Below are 17,257 nucleotides of genomic sequence, written 5' to 3'. Positions count from 1 at the left end.
ACTATCCTCCTGATAGTTATCTATAGGGTGTACAGTTTCGCTATAGCTGCTTCAAAGCGCGCAAAACCTTGTTGTATCTCCTCAGGAGAAATCACTAATGAAGGAGTAAAACGAACCACGTTTGCTCCAGCCACTAGTACAAGCAGTCCTTCCTCTCCTGCTGCAACGAGTACATCTCGAGAACGGCCTTTCCAGTCATCATTAAGCTCTGCACCTAACAATAAACCTTTACCTCTTACTTCAGAGAAAATAGGGTATTTGGCGTTGATACGTTGCAGTTCGGCACGGAACATTGCTTCGCGCTCTTTGATTCCAGCAAGAACCTCTGGTTGAGATACATGACCAACAACGGCTTCTGCCACGGCACACGCCAATGGGTTACCACCATAAGTGGAACCATGAGTACCAACCTTCAGGTGCTTGGCTAACTTTTTGCTGGTGAGAACAGCAGCAATTGGGAATCCACCACCAAGAGACTTAGCGGTGCTTAAAATATCTGGCGTGACCCCTAGCCCTTGATAAGCATAGAAATCACCGGTACGTCCATTACCTGTTTGCACTTCATCAAAAATCAACAGTGCGTTGTGCTTGTCGCACAACTCTCGTACTGTTTGGACAAACTCAGGGGTTGGAGCAATGATGCCACCCTCTCCCTGTAATGGCTCCATCATTACCGCACATGTATCATCAGAGATCGCGGCTTCAAATGCTTGAATATCGTTATAAGGAATGTGTTCAATATCCCCAGGTTTTGGCCCAAAACCGTCCGAATAGGCGGCTTGACCACCTACGGTTACCGTAAAGAAGGTACGGCCATGAAAACCTTGGTTAAATGCAATGATTTTTGATTTTTTCTCACCAAACTCATCCACAGCATAACGACGAGCCAGTTTTAATGCCGCTTCATTTGCTTCGGCACCGGAATTAGCAAAAAAGATGTTCTCAGCAAAACTCAACTCAACCAGTTTTTTAGCTAAACGCAGAGCAGGTTCGTTAGTCATAACATTACTAAGATGCCACAACTTATTCGCTTGTTCTGATAAAGCTTTAACCATGATTGGGTGGCAGTGACCTAAACAGCTCACAGCAATACCACCAGCAAAATCAATGAACTCGTTATCTTGCTGATCCCAGATTCGCGATCCTTCACCCCTAACTGGAATAATTGACATAGGGTTATAACAAGGAACCATAACTTCATCGAAGTCTTTACGCGTTACTTCTGTCATCTTTCACTCCTTTATGCACTCCCCTTACGCTTAACAAAACTCGTTATTTATGCATTTTAGGAGGCATTTCTTCTGTATAGACATAGTATTTACAATTTATTAACTATTTCAAGGGGAAAATAGCCTTGATAACACTAGTATACCGAACAAAATGTGCACTGTGTGACTCGAGATGGGTAATATTCAGAAAAAAAGATCATATTACATAACAACATTGAGCAACGCCCTTAATAGACAGCTAAAATCTTATGCAAATAAACTCAATAGATATGCTTTATTTTTGTGGGAGTGATTTTACAAAGTTTCCGAGCAGCTCAAGACCCTGCTCCGTTTTTATTGATTCCGGATGAAATTGCACCCCTTGAATTGGCAACGTCTTGTGCCGATAGCCCATAACATCCTCCACTTGCCCATTGGCGTCTAAAGTCCAAGACGTCACTTCAAGACAATCGGGGAAGGATTCTCGCTCAACCACTAAGGAGTGGTAGCGGGTAACCGTTAACGGGTTATTTAAATCGGAGAAAACGCCAACACCCGTGTGTTGAATCGGTGACGTTTTCCCGTGCATGACTTTCTCAGCACGCACCACCTTTGCTCCAAACACTTGAGCAATGGCTTGATGCCCTAGACACACCCCAAGTAAGGGAATGCTCCCCATAAACTCTTGGATCACTTGCAAGGAAATACCGGCATCATCAGGCGTGCAAGGTCCAGGGGAAATGACAATAGCATCCGGTTGCAAGGCGTCGATTTCTGCAATCGTAATCGCATCATTGCGCACCACTTTCGTTTCACAACCCAACTCACAAAAGTATTGATAGAGGTTGTAAGTAAAAGAGTCATAATTATCAATGATCAACAGCATGCTAAAATCCAATAAAAAATGCCATCCCCCTGACGGCGATGGCATTCTATCACAACTTATTTGAGCAAGTATCTGTTATAGCAATCGTAACAAATAACGGCTCATCTTAAACTATTAACGAGGGCGACGAACAAAGCCGACCGCTTGGTATACTTTATCCAGCGTTACTGCCGCTCTTGCTGACGCTTTATCCGCTCCAGCTTTCATCACTTCATTAAGGTAAGGCATGTCCTGACGAATGCGCTGATATTCAGATTGAATCGGCTCGAGCATCGCAACCAGTGCTTCACCCACATCTTTCTTAAATGGACCATACATTTCCACGCCTTGATATTGCGCTTCGATTTCTGCAAATGATTGACCCGTTGCGGCTGAATACAAGCCCATTAAGTTGGCAATACCCGCTTTGTTTTCCACATCGTAGATGATGCGTGGCGGGTTGTCAGGATCCGTTTGCGCCTTGTTGATCTTTTTAATGATCGACTTTGGCTCTTCAAGAAGCGTGATGACGTTTTTACGGTTATCGTCAGATTTAGACATCTTCTTATTCGCATCTTGCAAGCTCATGACGCGCGCATTTACCGAAGGAATGTAAGGTTCTGGTACTTGGAAGATCGGCGCTTCAGGAGTGGAATAGATATTATTAAAGCGGTTCGCAATATCACGCGCTAATTCAAGGTGCTGCTTCTGATCGTTACCGACAGGAACTTGGTGAGCGCCATACAGCAAGATATCAGCGGCCATTAATACCGGATAATCGTACAAACCAACGTTCACATCATTCGCATAACGCTGTGATTTGTCTTTAAACTGAGTCATACGGTTCAGTTCACCCATTTGGGTGTAACAGTTTAGAATCCAACCCAATTGCGCGTGCTCAGGAACGTGAGACTGCACAAACAAGGTGCTCTTCTCCGGTGTAACGCCAACAGCAAGACAAATAGCAAGAGCATCCAGTGTTGCTTCATGCAACGCTTTAGCATCTTGACGAACGGTAATAGCGTGTAGATCCACCACACAGTATTGACAGTCATAATCATCTTGCATCTGATTCCACTGACGCAAAGCACCAAGATAGTTGCCAATGCTTAATTCACCGGATGGCTGAACACCACTTAACACTATTGGTTTGGACATGATAATTACTTCCTCAATACTTCTAATATAAAATTTTCATTCGATAAAACAGTGTACTCATCGATGAATATATTGAAAGAAAAAAATGGCGAAACGAGCCTAACTTGTCTAATCAGGCTCATTAATTACGATTTAGAGGAGAGTTAATAATTTTGGCAGGTATGATAAGTCATCAAGCAGATGATCAGGGTTGGCTAACTGAATCGGCTCCCCATGATTGTACCCATAGGGTAATGCCACGGAGATCACCCCAGCATTTTTGGCCGCGAGAATGTCATTCTTGGAGTCACCTATCATGATCATCTCTGTCGTCGCCAGTTGATGCTTGTCTAGCAAATGGTTTAGAGGCATAGGGTCAGGCTTTATCTTAGGTAGCGTATCACCCCCTAAAACATCGACAAATAACCCCTCAAGCCCCTGTTGCGACAATATTTCAGGGACGAACTGAGACGGCTTATTGGTTACAATAGCCAGTTGATATCCATCGTCATGCAAAGCCTGCAGCGTCTCTTTCACTTTGGGATATAGGGCACTTTTAGTATGGCCACATTCAGCATAATAATGGTCAAAGTGCGCTCTTGCTTGTGTCTTACTCTCTTCGCTTAAGCTAGCGTCGACAACCATATTTTGGCTCAATGCTCGAGCCACTAAGTTATCGGCACCATTGCCCAGCCAAGTACGCACTTGCGCTTCCGTTACCCTAGGACGATGCATAGCTTGCATAGCTAAATCCACGGCCACCGCCAAGTCTGGCGCACTATCAAGTAAAGTACCATCAAGATCAAAAGCAATCAGTTTAATTGAGCGAGTACACATCTTATTTAACCTTCGCTAACTCTGCGCGCATTTGATCAATCACTTGCTGATAATCCGGCTGATTAAAAATAGCAGAACCGGCGACAAACATATCCGCACCCGCTTCAGCGATTTCACGAATATTTTCCACCTTAACTCCACCATCAATTTCTAAACGAATATCACGACCACTTTCATCAATGCGTTTACGCACCGCGCGCAGTTTGTCTAACGTATTAGGGATAAACGATTGACCGCCAAAGCCAGGGTTTACTGACATCAACAAAATCATATCCACTTTGTCCATGATGTAATCTAAGTGCGATAACGGCGTGGCAGGGTTAAGCACCACTCCCGCTTTACAGCCGTGCTCTTTAATCAGTTGTAGGGTGCGATCCACGTGCTCGGATGCTTCTACATGAAAGGTAATCATGCTAGCGCCCGCTTTAGCAAATTCAGGAACAATAGAATCGACAGGCTTAACCATAAGATGGACATCAATAGGTGCCGTAATACCGTAATCACGCAGAGCTTTACAGATAGGTGCACCAAACGTTAGGTTTGGCACGTAATGGTTGTCCATTACATCAAAGTGCACCACATCGGCACCAGAGGCGAGCACACGCTCTACATCTTCGCCTAAGCGAGCAAAGTCTGCAGATAAAATAGATGGTGCAATAAGAAAATCGGTCATGGTTGTCCCTGTAATAAGGCGTTCAATTTGCGAGCAATTCTACAAAAGCAAACGATAAACTAAAAGGACAATTTTAAAATGATTGTAAGAGTTGGGGGCGGGGCTACTCCCCGTGATTAAACAAAGCCAATAATTCGTCTACTTTATTACGGCCAGCACCATTGCGACTAATGGTGCGTTTCACTCTAACCACATTCAAATCCGCCCCATGATATAGGCGTCGGGTTAGTTTGGTATCGTGATTAGAGATCAATACGGGAATACCACGTTTCAATGCGGCGTTTTCCGCTACATCCGCTAAAGCGGCTTGGTCGTCTAAAGAGAAGCCGTTACTGGAATAAGTAGTAAAATTTGCTGTAGTCGAAAGAGGAGCATAAGGTGGATCACAGTAAATCACACACCCTTTACGCGCACGTTTAAATGTCTCTAAATACCCCTCGCAAACAAAGGTGGCTTTCTTCGCTTTTTCGGCAAAGAACTCCAGTTCTTTCTCGGGGAAATACGGTTTTTTATACGAACCAAACGGGACGTTAAAACCGCCTTTTTTGTTGTATCGACACAGGCCATTAAAGCCAAATCGATTCATATACAAAAAAGCAACCGAGCGAAAAGGAATATCGTCTGTTGCATTGAACTGACGACGCACGTCTAAATACGCTTCTTTTTGATTGTATTCTGGCGTGAACATACGCTTAGCTTCATTGATATAGCTTTGCGGATCATTCTTTAATAGATTATACAGATTAATCAGATCTGGATTGATGTCTGCCAGTAAGTATTGCTCGTAATCCGTATTCAAAAATACAGAGCCGGCCCCCACAAAAGGTTCAACTAGCTTTTTTGCTTGTGGTAGATGGCGCTGAATCTCATCAACAAGTCCATATTTGCCACCGGCCCACTTTAAAAAGGCTCGTTGTTTTTTCATTACTGGTCTTCACTACCCATAGTTTCTTGGACGCGAAATGTACCATAAAATGGCCCATCTCTCAGCGTTATTTTGCAACTTCTATCTCTTGATGTACCCGAGCCATAGACTTGACCCAAGGTCCAACGCTTTGCACCGAGGTGGGCAATTGTTCTATAGCCTGACTCGCTTGTTTTACATAGCGAAAATCTTTATAGGTAATTATGTACCATTTTTTCTCGGCGCGAATGGTCGGGTAAATGCGCACTTTATCTTGCATATGGTGTGTATCAAGAAACGACTGCACTTCCGCCATCGTTCGTAAAGCACCTAGTTGGATGGTATAGCGATCACGACTCACTGCCATAAGTGCTGAACGAGAAAAGGAGAAATGAATCACCGGCGCTGATGGTTCAGATAATGGCGATGTTGATACTTCCGTTGAGGCTGTCGGTTTTCTAACCTGAGAATCTGAGTCAATGAGAGAGTCTACTAATTCATCAGGAAGTACTGCTCGTTCACGCCCTTTGCTACCGTCATCAATAGTGACCGTTGTTGTTGTCACTGCTGGCGGTAATGCGACAGTATCTTCGGTTAATGTCTCTTTTTCAATGACCGAAAAATCCGCTACTTTACTGCTCTGTAGCTCATCAGGTGTCAAGGTGACATCCTGCGCAGGCTCTGAAAGATGAGCAACATCGGCATCATTTTCAGGCTGAGTGTTGGATATTACTTGCCACAGCCCAAGCAAAATAATAACGATGAGCAGTGTAATGACAATACCGTATTTAGCAGAGCCATTATTAGAAGGTAAGACAGGTTTTCTCGAGTTCACTTTATTTCCTAATGCCATAATTTCGCCTGGGTAAGACACCAGACGACGGGCTTTTTTGCGAATTTTATCTCGTTTTTTTACACTTTCAAACTTTCTAAGCACCATCAATTCAAGGAAAAACTCGGCATCTCTTGGTGAAAGAGGATCTATGTTTAACTGTACTGGCTGTACATTAAATTGATGAGATAAAGGCTGTATTGTGTTCGGCAATAACTCAGAACTACAAGCCAGAATTAAATTTATAGACCACATAGGGTGAGCTTGAATACGCTCAACCCACTGCCACAGAAGAACAATGACCTCTGATGATAATAAATGAGCATCATCAATCAGCACCACTATCTCTGCGGCCTGTAGCCCTAGTTCATTATCTAAATGATCAAATAAAGAACGCTCAGCAACAAAGGGGGTCTTAGGTAGCAACTGCTGTAATACATCTCTCTTTAGAGAATTAACAGAGGTAGAAGCATCCCCTAATAGCTTCGCTTTATATGGAGTGGCGACATATTGAGTATGATATTGCTCAAGGAGCAAGGATTTCCCCGCCCCCCTCGAGCCAATAAAAGTAACAAGGTTAGAACCAAACCGAGTCATTAGACGTAATTTATCTAATATTTGCGTCTGTGATTGTAGTTTGATCATTGTGGCTTTCTGAGCTGTGCTCATCCACTCTCCCTTTTCGTTACTATTATTTACGACCATCCTCAATAGCCTGATAAACATGAGACAGATCGATATCACTCACCACCTGAGAATGGCCAATGGCATCGGGCAAAATCAGTCGTAAACGGCCCGACAATACCTTTTTATCGCGCATCATATGTTTCATGAAATCTTCGCCAGTCATGCTATCTGGTGTGTGTACAGGTAAATCACACGCAATAAGCAGCGACTCAATCCTTTCTACATCAATGGCATCGAGCATGCCGCTATGAGCAGCTGCACGAGCAGCCATAACGGTACCTGAAGACACGGCTTCACCGTGCAACCATTTACCATAGCCTAGTTCGGCTTCAATGGCATGACCAAAAGTATGACCTAGGTTCAATAACGCTCGAACACCGGACTCTTTTTCGTCTTGTGCGACAACATCCGCTTTAATTTGACAACAGTTAGCCACCGCTTTGATCACCGAAGCGCTTTCTAACTCAGTCAATGAATGGATATGTTGCTCAATCCACTCAAAAAAGGGTTTATCAATGATGATGCCATATTTCACTACCTCAGCCATACCTGCAGCAAATTCACGATCAGGTAAAGTAGCTAAAGTATTAATATCAATAATGACCGATTTAGGCTGATAGAAGGCACCTATCATGTTTTTACCTAACGGGTGATTGACCGCCGTCTTTCCTCCTACAGAAGAGTCGACTTGCGACAATAACGTCGTTGGGATTTGCACAAAGTCCACACCACGTTGATAACTCGCGGCCACAAAACCAACGAGATCGCCAATAACGCCACCACCAAGAGCAACTAGTAACACATCTCGGCTACAGTTGTTCTCAAGCAGAAAGCTCATGACATCATTAAAGGTGTCTAATGACTTATATTTCTCACCGTCAGGTAACTCTAAAACTTGTGTTTTACACCCTAGATCAACAAATTGTTGTTGTACTTTGTCTGCGTATAGAGGGCCAACAGTTGTATTAGTAACAATAACAACTTGTTGTAATGACAAATCTTTTGACGATGGGAATAAATTTGAAAAGAGGGCCGGGTTACCCAATAACCCAGCACCAATTGAAATTGGGTAGCTTCGCTCCCCTAAACTTACCGTGATCCGTTCCATGGGATACTCTCCTCAGTAAGATTAACGCTGAAAGATTAACGCTCTTCCAACATTTTAACGATTTGATTTGCAACTATTTTTGCACTCTGATCGTCAGTTTTAACTGTATAGTCTGCAACTTCTTCGTACTCAGGATTACGCTTTGCTGCTAAAGCCTCAAGAACCTCTCGAGGCTCATCAGTTTGCAAGAGCGGACGCTTTTTATCGCGATTAGTACGAGCAAGTTGTTTTTCGATAGTAGTCTCTAGATACACTACCACGCCACGAGCAGATAGACGGTTGCGGTTTTCTTTGCTCATTACTGAGCCACCACCGGTCGCAAGAACAATACCCTGTTCCTGGGTAAGGTCATTGATCACACCTTCTTCACGCTTGCGGAAGCCTTCTTCGCCTTCCACATCGAATACCCAAGCGATATCAGCGCCAGTGCGTTCTTCGATCACAGTGTCAGAATCAACAAACTCCATATGAAGTTGTTGTGCTAGGTGTCTACCTATTGTGCTTTTGCCGGCGCCCATTGGGCCAACAAGGAAAATATTACGTTTTTCAGCCATGTTCAGCAGTATTTTACAACGTTAAAGTCAAATTACATCGCCAGATTCTGCCACGACTAATTAGCTCGTGCAGATAAATGACGCCAAGTTCCTCACATATGAATCGTGATAAGACCCGAAATTATCTGGATTTGAACAGCACATTGCAAATTATATTTTATCTTTTTTTGCAAAGAGGATGGATGGAGTGACAAATATCAGCAACTCACTGCGACCAAACTTGTCAGAAGTTCGCCTAAAAAACCGGCCAAACCAAGGGATATCAGAAATATAGGGCACCTTCTCTATACTACGTGTAATGCTTTTTTGATAAATCCCCCCAAGCACCAAAGTTTCACCATTTTTGACTAAAACTTGGGTTTGAATACGTTGAGTATCAATGGCTACCGACTCACCAATGCCTGTTTTGACCACTTGCCCGGGTCTGTCTTGCGTCACAACCAAGTCTAAAACCAAATGGTTATCTGGAGTAATTTGCGGAATCACCTTTAAACTGAGCACCGCTTTGCGAAAAGAAATTGAGGTAGCACCACTGGACGCAGCTTCTAAATATGGAATTTCTTGACCTTGTTCGATATAGGCGGGCTGTTTATTGGTGGTAACCAATCGAGGGCTAGACACAATTTCTGCTCTGGACTCAGCTTGTAATGCGGATAATTCAAGATCCAACAAGGTACCTGAACCTAATTTGGCCAATTGGAACGCGATGGTAGACGCATTAGGGTTAGCCAAACCTAAATTCACATTAAGATGATCTGTTAGCTCAGTACTTCCCTTTGCTGCTTCAATACTAGGGGTGATCTTTGAGTTAGTGTTAATCTTAGCCAACCCCCAGCGCACTCCAAGCTCATCCATTTCCCCCTCATTAATCGTTACAATTCTCGCCTCGATTTGTACCTGTTTCACGGGGATATCTAAAGATTCAATAATGTCTGCAATACGTTGTAAGTTGTCGGGTTGATCATAAATTAATAGAGCATTCGTTCGCTCATCAACAGCAATAGAACCCAACTCAGACATGCTTCCTACATTACGATGATGGGCGATAATAGCCGCAATATCAGATGCTTTTGCGTATTTTATCGCAAACAACCGTGAATCTAGTGGTTGAAGTGTCATACTTGGTGGCGGTTCTACTGCAATAGTCACAGGTTCCAATTCCGCGACCTCTGTTGACATCCTCCCTTGCGAGTTCGATTCATTTGCCACCGAAAACCATTGCGGCTCATTCGCTAACACAGGCTTAAACACGCTACAAACCAAGTACATCAAACAAAAAATTCGCATATTACTCTCTCTCCACCTCCGTCTCTGACGCAGAAAAGAAAGCAAAGGTCAGCGTTGCTGTAACCCCTGCCGAATAGACAGACTCACGAGATAATGTCATCGCTTCAAGAATCACAAAATCTGAATACGTCATCATTGTTTCAAGTAAGGATCTAATCGTGGCGAACTCCCCTTTTAATTCAATGAACAAACGTTGACTGCTTTCATCCTGTTGCCAACGCCATTGCGACAAAAGCAACGACGATCCATCTAAATGCGCTGAGATGTAATTAAATACCGCAACTTTTGACCATTTAGCAGGTAGCGTAAAGGTACGTTGCTGATACTGCTCTTGATAATTTACAGGGACCTGACTGGCCTTCTTTAGCTTCACTAAATAGGCATGGTGCACTTCTTGCTGTAATGCAATCTGTTGTGATAATAGCGCCGTTTGCGGCTGTAGCGTTTCGCTCCAAGCCAACTTAAGCAGCACAGCTATCACCATGGCGATGATGCAACTCGCGCTGTACACCCAGTATTTAGGCGCATTCAACAAGCGGTTCCAATCATAAAACAACAGCCAACTCATAATGCGTCACTCACCAATTGAAACGACAGGGTAAATAACGTCTCGTTGTTGCCTCTATCAGGAAGCAACTGCTTAATTTGCAATTCCTCCACACTGGGAACATGGGAGAGTTCATCCATAAAGGGCCGTAACTGATGAATTTTTCGCACCACACCATTGATCTCACAAGCGGAAAGCTGACATGAGTACAGCAAAAGGTGCACTCCCTGCATAGCCGGTTTATGGGGCAGTATATCCAGAGGTAATGGTTGCTCGCGCAGAGCCTGATAATGATGAAGTAACGATAACTTATCTCGCCATAACTGCTGTTTTTGCTGTAAATCTACAGCATCAGCATGAGCTTGTTTAAGGACGTTTACTTGGGTATTGATGACATTCAATTGCTGTTGCAGTTGCACTTGATTGCGGTATTCCAGCAAAAACATCCCCCCTGCGCCCAAAAGAACCACAATGGGTAGTAGCGCAATCCGCGTAACCAACTGCCTGCGCTTACTGCGTGTTACCTCTTCTCGCCATGGCAGCAGGTTAATCATTCAATGCCCTCTCGCCAATATTTTGCGCCAAGCGCACAGGCAAGGGCAGGATAGGTATCGGAAAAAGAGAGGGATGCATGGCAATGGACATATTGAGCAGCATGAATACACCGCAGGTTAGGTAAATGCGCCAGCCCATTGGTCAATTTCAACACTTCCGGCTCCAGACCAAATACCAGTACACCTATCTTAGTGTCGTTATTGACCGAAGATGGCGGGATATGTCCCAAACAAAAACCCAGCACTAACTCAGCAAAACTTTCCGCTCTAACATCAAAAAACATACAGTCACAGCGTCTATCTAAACAAGCCACCACCCCATACTCTGCGGTTAGATCAATAAAGTAATGAGTGGCTGTTTCTATTTTAGAAAGTAACTCTTGGCTTAACACATAGAGGTCCGTTAATCGCCACCCGACAACATCCACGGCTAAATTTGGCAGACATAATAGTGTGTCTAACGTTTCTTTTTTACAGATGTATAAATTTATTTCATCTTCGGTGTTAGTGCACACTCTTCGTTTATAGTCGTAAGCAAGGGGGGCTTCACCTGATACCTGAGAGAGCAGTTCTTTTACGTAAGACAACTCTTCATCGAGTGACAATGATGCATTTATAACAGAACTTTTACTTAACACCTCTTCAAATCCAAGGCTGATTGCGACACAATTCCGCCATTTTGGTAAATGTTTGTGTAATTCAGCACCAGCAAACTGCCAATCCTGCTTATTTTGCACAGGGTAAGTAAAGCAACGCTGTATTCGCCAACCGGTATTGCCACTTTTCAGCACAACGCAAACCAACTTGTTGTGATAAATGGTAATACCAGAGAATATGGAATAGAGCATACAACCCCCTGTTAAATACAGTAAAGTTTAAAAATTCAGGTAGCTTGCTTAAAAAGCAGTTACACTAAGTTATTGTTTACGCTCGTTGTTAATGTGAGCAAATTTTAATCTTTCAAAAACAAGGAAACTTGGGTGAAGTTCATAAAGATTACATTAGTCCTTGCACTGGCTTGCATTGTTATTGGGCTAGGTACAATTTTTGGTTTTTACTATTATCTGAAACCACAATTGCCCGACGTAGCTACACTAAAAAATGTTGAGCTACAAACGCCAATGCAAGTGTATACACACGACGGTAAATTAATTGCTCAATTTGGTGAAAAGCGCCGTGTCCCTTTAAGACTTGACGATATTCCTCAAGAGTTGGTAGACGCTATCATCGCCACCGAGGATAGCCGTTTTTATGAGCACTACGGTTTTGATCCAATTGGTATCACTCGTGCCGCCATTGCCGTGATTTCTACAGGTTCGGCAAGCCAAGGGGCCAGCACCATTACCCAACAACTCGCACGAAACTTCTTCTTATCTAATGAGAAGAAAATCATGCGTAAAATTAAAGAGATCTTTATTGCCGTTCACATAGAGCAATTACTGACTAAACAAGAGATCCTTGAGCTTTATCTAAATAAAATATATCTAGGACACCGCTCCTACGGTGTCGGCGCAGCCGCTCAAGTGTACTTCGGCAAAAATATCCAAGACCTTACCCTGGGTGAATTGGCTGTTATTGCCGGCTTACCTAAAGCCCCTTCGACCATGAACCCGATTTATTCTATTGAACGTGCTACCGCTCGACGTAATGTCGTTCTTGGGCGCATGCTATCGGAACATAAAATCACTCAAGCACAATATGACGACGCCAGAGCGGAAGATCTCAGTGGCGAGACTCATGGCTCTCAACCTCAAGTAAGAGCGCCTTATGTAGCAGAAATTGCTCGTGCTTGGATGGTCAGAAAATTTGGTGAAGAAGCGGCCTATACATCAGGAATGAGAATTTACACCACCGTAGATTCTAAACTGCAAAACGCGGCTAACATTGCGGCGGTCAATAACCTAATTAACTACGACGAGCGCCACGGATACCGAGGCGAAGAAAAAATCGCTTGGCAACCTGGTGCTACAGCCTTAGACCAAGATGGATTAATTTCGTATCTTCGTGCTGCACCTAGTTATGGAGCGATGCGCCCTGCCGTTGTCACTAAAATTGATGGCAAAACAGCGCAAGTATTCATTAAGCAGTATGGTTATCAAACTATCGAGTGGGATGGAATGAATTGGGCTCGTCGCTTTAAGACCGACAAAACCCAAGGGCCAGCACCGAAAAAAGCGGCTGACATTTTAGCCGTTGGACAACAGATTTGGGTGCGACCAACCGATATCTCTCGTATTCTTACCCCAGAGCCTGAGGCGGTGGCGAGTACTGTGGCTGCTAATGATGAAAAAGCAAGTGATGACAATGCCACTGATACAGAGTCAGCAACAGCAGACATTGCTAAGCCAATCGTATGGCGACTCAGCCAGATACCTAATGCCAATACGGCTATGGTTTCAATTGAGCCTACATCAGGACGTGTCACGTCATTGGTAGGGGGTTTTAATTTTGTACACAACAAATTTAACCGCGCTACTCAGTCGTTACGTCAAGTCGGTTCGAGCATTAAGCCCTTTATCTATTCTGCCGCCATTGATGACGGAATGACACTGGCCAGCTTAGTTAACGATGCCCCTATTAATCAATGGGATGAGAGTGCTGGTACCGCATGGCGACCTAAGAACTCACCACCTACTTACCTTGGCCCAACGCGTCTACGTATTGGCTTAGCTCAATCGAAAAACGTTATGGCCGTGCGTGTATTGCGCGAGGTGGGTTTAGATAAAACCCGCGATTACTTAACTCGTTTTGGCTTTGCTAAAGATAATACACCTCGCTCTGAAACCATTGCTTTAGGCGCGGGGAGTTTAACGCCAATACAAATGGCACAAGGTTATTCTGTATTTGCTAACGGTGGTTACTATGTTGAACCTTTCTATATTGAACGAGTAGAAAACCCTTATGGGGACATTCGTTTTCAAGCGAATCCAACGGTTATCTGTAAACATCACTGTGATAACCACCTAGTCACCGACGTAACAGCACATGCACAAAGCCATGAAGTTAAGCTGACTGAACTTACTAATGAAAAAGGTGAGCATGTTGCGCATGAGGAAGTGCATACTCGATACGCCCCTCGCGTAATTACACCACAGACAGCGTTCTTAGTACGAGAGTTGATGTACAGCAATGTTTGGGGTGGCGGTAGTTGGTCTAAAGGTACAGGGTGGAATGGTACTGGTTACCGAGCTCAAGCCCTAAAACGCCGGGATATCGGAGGCAAAACAGGCACAACCAACTCATCAAAAGATGCATGGTACAGTGGCTTTGGGCCAAATGTTGTTGCGGTTACTTGGGTAGGCTTTGATAGCCATAACCGTAACTTAGGTCGTACAGCTAAAAATGCCAACTTAGGCAAGAAACAATCATCCGGCGGCGAAGCCGGGGCGAAAACAGCACAACCTGCATGGATTGATTTTATGCGTGTCGCCCTAGCAGATACCCCGCCGCAGAAAAAACAGGTTCCGCGGAATATTATTCAGGCTCGCATTGATCGTAACTCTGGCTTATTAACACATAAGGCCGATGAAACATCACGATTTGAATACTTCTTAAATGGCACGCAACCTACAGAGTATGAACCGGATAACACCGGTAATAATCTGTATGGTGATGACCTATTTTCTGATGGCGATAGCTCAGGTAGCGACAGTGATGAGAATAGTGGCAGCCTGTTCTAGCTCATATCTGATTTAGATAGATACCCACAACACAAAAGCCCAATAGAGTTGACTCTGTTGGGCTTTTTTACATGCCTCAATTTAATATAAATAGCACTAAATAACGGGGCATTCTAGCTTGTTAAAATACTCGATAACTGCGTTAGACTTTTTGATTGTAGAATAAGATCGAATAAATATTCATGATATCACTTCTAAACCAACACAATAACTCCACGGCATAATCGTCATAACGCCCATGAAATAAGGCTTTATATAATCAAACCCATTTTATAAGCAACCGATCGCGCACCACAGCCCAGAATATAAATCCCAAAATAGTGCGATAGAAAATCAACCTACATCAATAGCGTGACTAGTCTCACAGTTATGCATAGCACACTAACGATCCAGTACACACTTTGTAACGTTTTTATTTGTAAAATAATAAAGATCCTATATTATTGATGGAAGTTACCAGTAACATGTTCTTGGTAACATAAGAACTGAGGTGTCTGTTAAATGGATGTATTTTTTAAAGGTGTAGCAGTTGCCACCAAGTTAATTGAAAAACTGCTTGTGCTTATCATGTGGACAATGGTGGTTACTGTTGTTTGGCAGGTATTCACACGATTCGTCATTAATTCTCCTTCTACATTTACGGATGAATTATCACGTTACTTACTAATATGGATTGGTATTCTTGGCGGCGCTTATGTTTTCGCACTAAAAAGACACTTAGCCATCGAATTACTCGCCAGCAAAGTCTCTGAGAAAGGTGAAGAATACCTATCGGTTTTTGTCAATCTCTTAGTTATCACATTCTCTGCGATAGTCTTTGTATACGGCGGTTGTCATGTAGTTGCCACTACTCTGAACTTCCATCAAATATCACCTAGCCTGTCACTGTTTGGTCATTACCTACCGATTGGTTATGTCTATATGGTCGCACCGATATCAGGGGTTTTCATCGTCGTCTGTGCCATTGCTGACATTATGCAAACAGCTCAGAAATTGCTTAAAGGAACCGAGGAATAATTATGACTTTATTAGACTTATTATTTACCGGGCATTATTTAGCCACCATGCCAGATATCGTGTATGACACCCTACCTGTGATCATGCTGTTCGGTACTTTGTTTATATTTTTAATGATCGGTGTACCCATTGCTTTCTCTATTGGCTTTGCGGCATTAATGACCATTTTCTTAAACTTTCCAATTGATAAGGCTGCGATACTTAGCACCCAGCACATGTTGCGAGGATTGGACAACTTTGGGCTCTTAGCTCTGCCTTTCTTTATATTTGCCGGTAACTTAATGAACTCCGGTGGTATCGCCAAACGTTTGATTAATTTCGCTATGATGATTGGTGGCAAATTACCAGGTTCATTGTGTCACGTGAACGTTATTGCAAATATGTTGTTTGGTTCTCTATCTGGTTCAGCAACAGCCTCTGCAGCAGCAGTAGGTGGCTTGATGGGGCCTTTGCAAGAAGAAAAGAAATACCCACCATCATTCTCAACAGCGGTAAACATTGCATCATGCCCAGCAGGTGTATTAATTCCGCCATCAAATGTACTGATTCTATATGCATTGGTCAGTAGTAGCTCAGTTCAATATTTATTCCTTGCCGGTTATGTTCCAGGAATCATCTTTGGCTTAGCGGTTATGGCTGGTGTGCTAATCTTCGGTGGTCGCTTTGGTGTCCCTGCTGAAAAAATTGAACTAGAGCAATCTATCCCTCGCACTATCGTAGATGCTATCCCAAGCTTATTTATGATTGTGATTATCATGGGTGGTATCGTTGGCGGTATTTTCACCGCAACAGAAGCCTCTGCAATTGCCGTTGTATATAGCTTAATCCTTGGTTTTGCTTACGGTGAAATCAAATGTAAAGACCTAACCGGTATTGTGGTTAATAGTGTCATCATCACTGCGATCGTTCTATTTATGATCTCTGCATCTACAGTGATGTCTTGGGCAATGGCTTACGCTGATATCCCTACTTATATTGCAAACTTTGTGCTTGGTTTCTCTGAGAACCCAGCGGTTATCTTAATTCTAATCAACATCATATTCTTGATTGTCGGTACTTTCATGGATATGTCTCCAGCAATACTTATCTTCACTCCTATTATGCTTCCAATTGCGGGACTTATGGGAATGGACCCAATTCACTTTGGGGTAATGATGGTATTCAACTTATCAATTGGTATTTGTACACCGCCGGTTGGTACTGCTCTGTTTGTTGGTTGTAGTGTCTCGGGTACAAAACTAGGTGAAGTCGTTCCAAAACTTCTTCCTCTATACGTTCTAATTACAATTGGATTGGCGATTGTCGTTGCCTTCCCTGAACTTTCTATGTGGTTGCCAAAACTGGCTGGTTATAAAGGATAAAAGAGT

15 protein-coding genes and 1 pseudogene are annotated in these 17,257 nt (G+C 43.4%); 3 read left to right on the top strand and 13 right to left on the bottom strand.

Annotated features, from left to right (window positions below; all coding sequences use genetic code 11):
• Positions 1–20: 20 nt before the first annotated feature.
• From OCU56_RS00915 to OCU56_RS00855, 13 genes and pseudogenes are all read right to left on the bottom strand, one after another.
• The gene (locus OCU56_RS00915) at positions 21–1,229 is read right to left on the bottom strand and encodes an aspartate aminotransferase family protein (RefSeq protein WP_261873740.1); all 1,209 of its coding nucleotides are present in this window, start codon (positions 1,227–1,229) and stop codon (positions 21–23) included.
• A 274-nt stretch (positions 1,230–1,503) separates the two neighbouring features.
• Positions 1,504–2,094 (bottom strand): aminodeoxychorismate/anthranilate synthase component II, encoded by a 591-nt coding sequence (locus OCU56_RS00910; protein ID WP_261873739.1) that lies wholly within the window; start codon positions 2,092–2,094, stop codon positions 1,504–1,506.
• Positions 2,095–2,208: 114 nt separating this feature from the next.
• Positions 2,209–3,231 (bottom strand): tryptophan--tRNA ligase, encoded by a 1,023-nt coding sequence (gene trpS, locus OCU56_RS00905; protein WP_261873738.1) that lies wholly within the window; start codon positions 3,229–3,231, stop codon positions 2,209–2,211.
• A gap of 132 nt (positions 3,232–3,363) precedes the next feature.
• Positions 3,364–4,047 carry a phosphoglycolate phosphatase gene (locus tag OCU56_RS00900; RefSeq protein WP_261873737.1) on the bottom strand — a complete coding sequence of 228 codons (684 nt, stop codon included), beginning with the start codon at positions 4,045–4,047 and terminating at the stop codon, positions 3,364–3,366.
• Between the two features lies 1 nt (position 4,048).
• A complete protein-coding gene (gene rpe / locus OCU56_RS00895; protein WP_261873736.1) occupies positions 4,049–4,720 on the bottom strand; it encodes a ribulose-phosphate 3-epimerase in 672 nt (223 codons plus the stop codon).
• A 103-nt stretch (positions 4,721–4,823) separates the two neighbouring features.
• Positions 4,824–5,645, bottom strand: a complete 822-nt coding sequence (locus tag OCU56_RS00890; RefSeq protein ID WP_261873735.1) for a Dam family site-specific DNA-(adenine-N6)-methyltransferase — start codon at positions 5,643–5,645, stop codon at positions 4,824–4,826.
• A gap of 67 nt (positions 5,646–5,712) precedes the next feature.
• The gene (locus tag OCU56_RS00885) at positions 5,713–7,125 is read right to left on the bottom strand and encodes an SPOR domain-containing protein (protein WP_261873734.1); all 1,413 of its coding nucleotides are present in this window, start codon (positions 7,123–7,125) and stop codon (positions 5,713–5,715) included.
• 22 nt (positions 7,126–7,147) lie between these two features.
• Complete coding sequence (gene aroB, locus OCU56_RS00880; RefSeq protein WP_261873733.1) at positions 7,148–8,251, bottom strand: 3-dehydroquinate synthase; 1,104 nt, start codon at positions 8,249–8,251, stop codon at positions 7,148–7,150.
• Positions 8,252–8,286: 35 nt separating this feature from the next.
• Positions 8,287–8,805, bottom strand: a complete 519-nt coding sequence (gene aroK / locus OCU56_RS00875; RefSeq protein ID WP_261873732.1) for a shikimate kinase AroK — start codon at positions 8,803–8,805, stop codon at positions 8,287–8,289.
• Positions 8,806–8,955: 150 nt separating this feature from the next.
• Positions 8,956–9,909: pseudogene (locus OCU56_RS00870) on the bottom strand (type IV pilus secretin PilQ); the annotation flags it as partial.
• 184 nt (positions 9,910–10,093) lie between these two features.
• Positions 10,094–10,660, bottom strand: a complete 567-nt coding sequence (locus tag OCU56_RS00865) for a hypothetical protein (RefSeq protein WP_261873731.1) — start codon at positions 10,658–10,660, stop codon at positions 10,094–10,096.
• Positions 10,657–11,193, bottom strand: a complete 537-nt coding sequence (locus OCU56_RS00860; protein ID WP_261873730.1) for a PilN domain-containing protein — start codon at positions 11,191–11,193, stop codon at positions 10,657–10,659. The genes OCU56_RS00865 and OCU56_RS00860 overlap by 4 nt, the downstream gene beginning before the upstream one ends.
• Entirely contained in the window at positions 11,190–12,041 is an 852-nt protein-coding gene (locus tag OCU56_RS00855) for a hypothetical protein (protein ID WP_261873729.1), read from the bottom strand. The genes OCU56_RS00860 and OCU56_RS00855 overlap by 4 nt, the downstream gene beginning before the upstream one ends.
• Positions 12,042–12,173: 132 nt before the next feature.
• Here OCU56_RS00855 and OCU56_RS00850 point away from each other — a divergent pair, with 132 nt between their 5' ends.
• The 3 genes from OCU56_RS00850 to OCU56_RS00840 all read left to right on the top strand — a co-directional run bounded on the left by OCU56_RS00850 (position 12,174) and on the right by OCU56_RS00840 (position 17,251).
• A complete protein-coding gene (locus tag OCU56_RS00850; protein ID WP_261873728.1) occupies positions 12,174–14,873 on the top strand; it encodes a penicillin-binding protein 1A in 2,700 nt (899 codons plus the stop codon).
• A gap of 501 nt (positions 14,874–15,374) precedes the next feature.
• Positions 15,375–15,890, top strand: a complete 516-nt coding sequence (locus OCU56_RS00845; RefSeq protein ID WP_261873727.1) for a TRAP transporter small permease — start codon at positions 15,375–15,377, stop codon at positions 15,888–15,890.
• A 47-nt stretch (positions 15,891–15,937) separates the two neighbouring features.
• Positions 15,938–17,251, top strand: coding sequence for a TRAP transporter large permease (locus tag OCU56_RS00840; protein ID WP_261874743.1), 1,314 nt, complete (start codon positions 15,938–15,940; stop codon positions 17,249–17,251).
• Positions 17,252–17,257 lie beyond the last annotated feature (6 nt).

Source organism: Vibrio rarus (genome assembly GCF_024347075.1).
Classification (GTDB): domain Bacteria; phylum Pseudomonadota; class Gammaproteobacteria; order Enterobacterales; family Vibrionaceae; genus Vibrio; species Vibrio rarus.
Note: the sequence above shows the minus strand (reverse complement) of the source record. Positions and strands in the feature narration are given on the sequence as shown.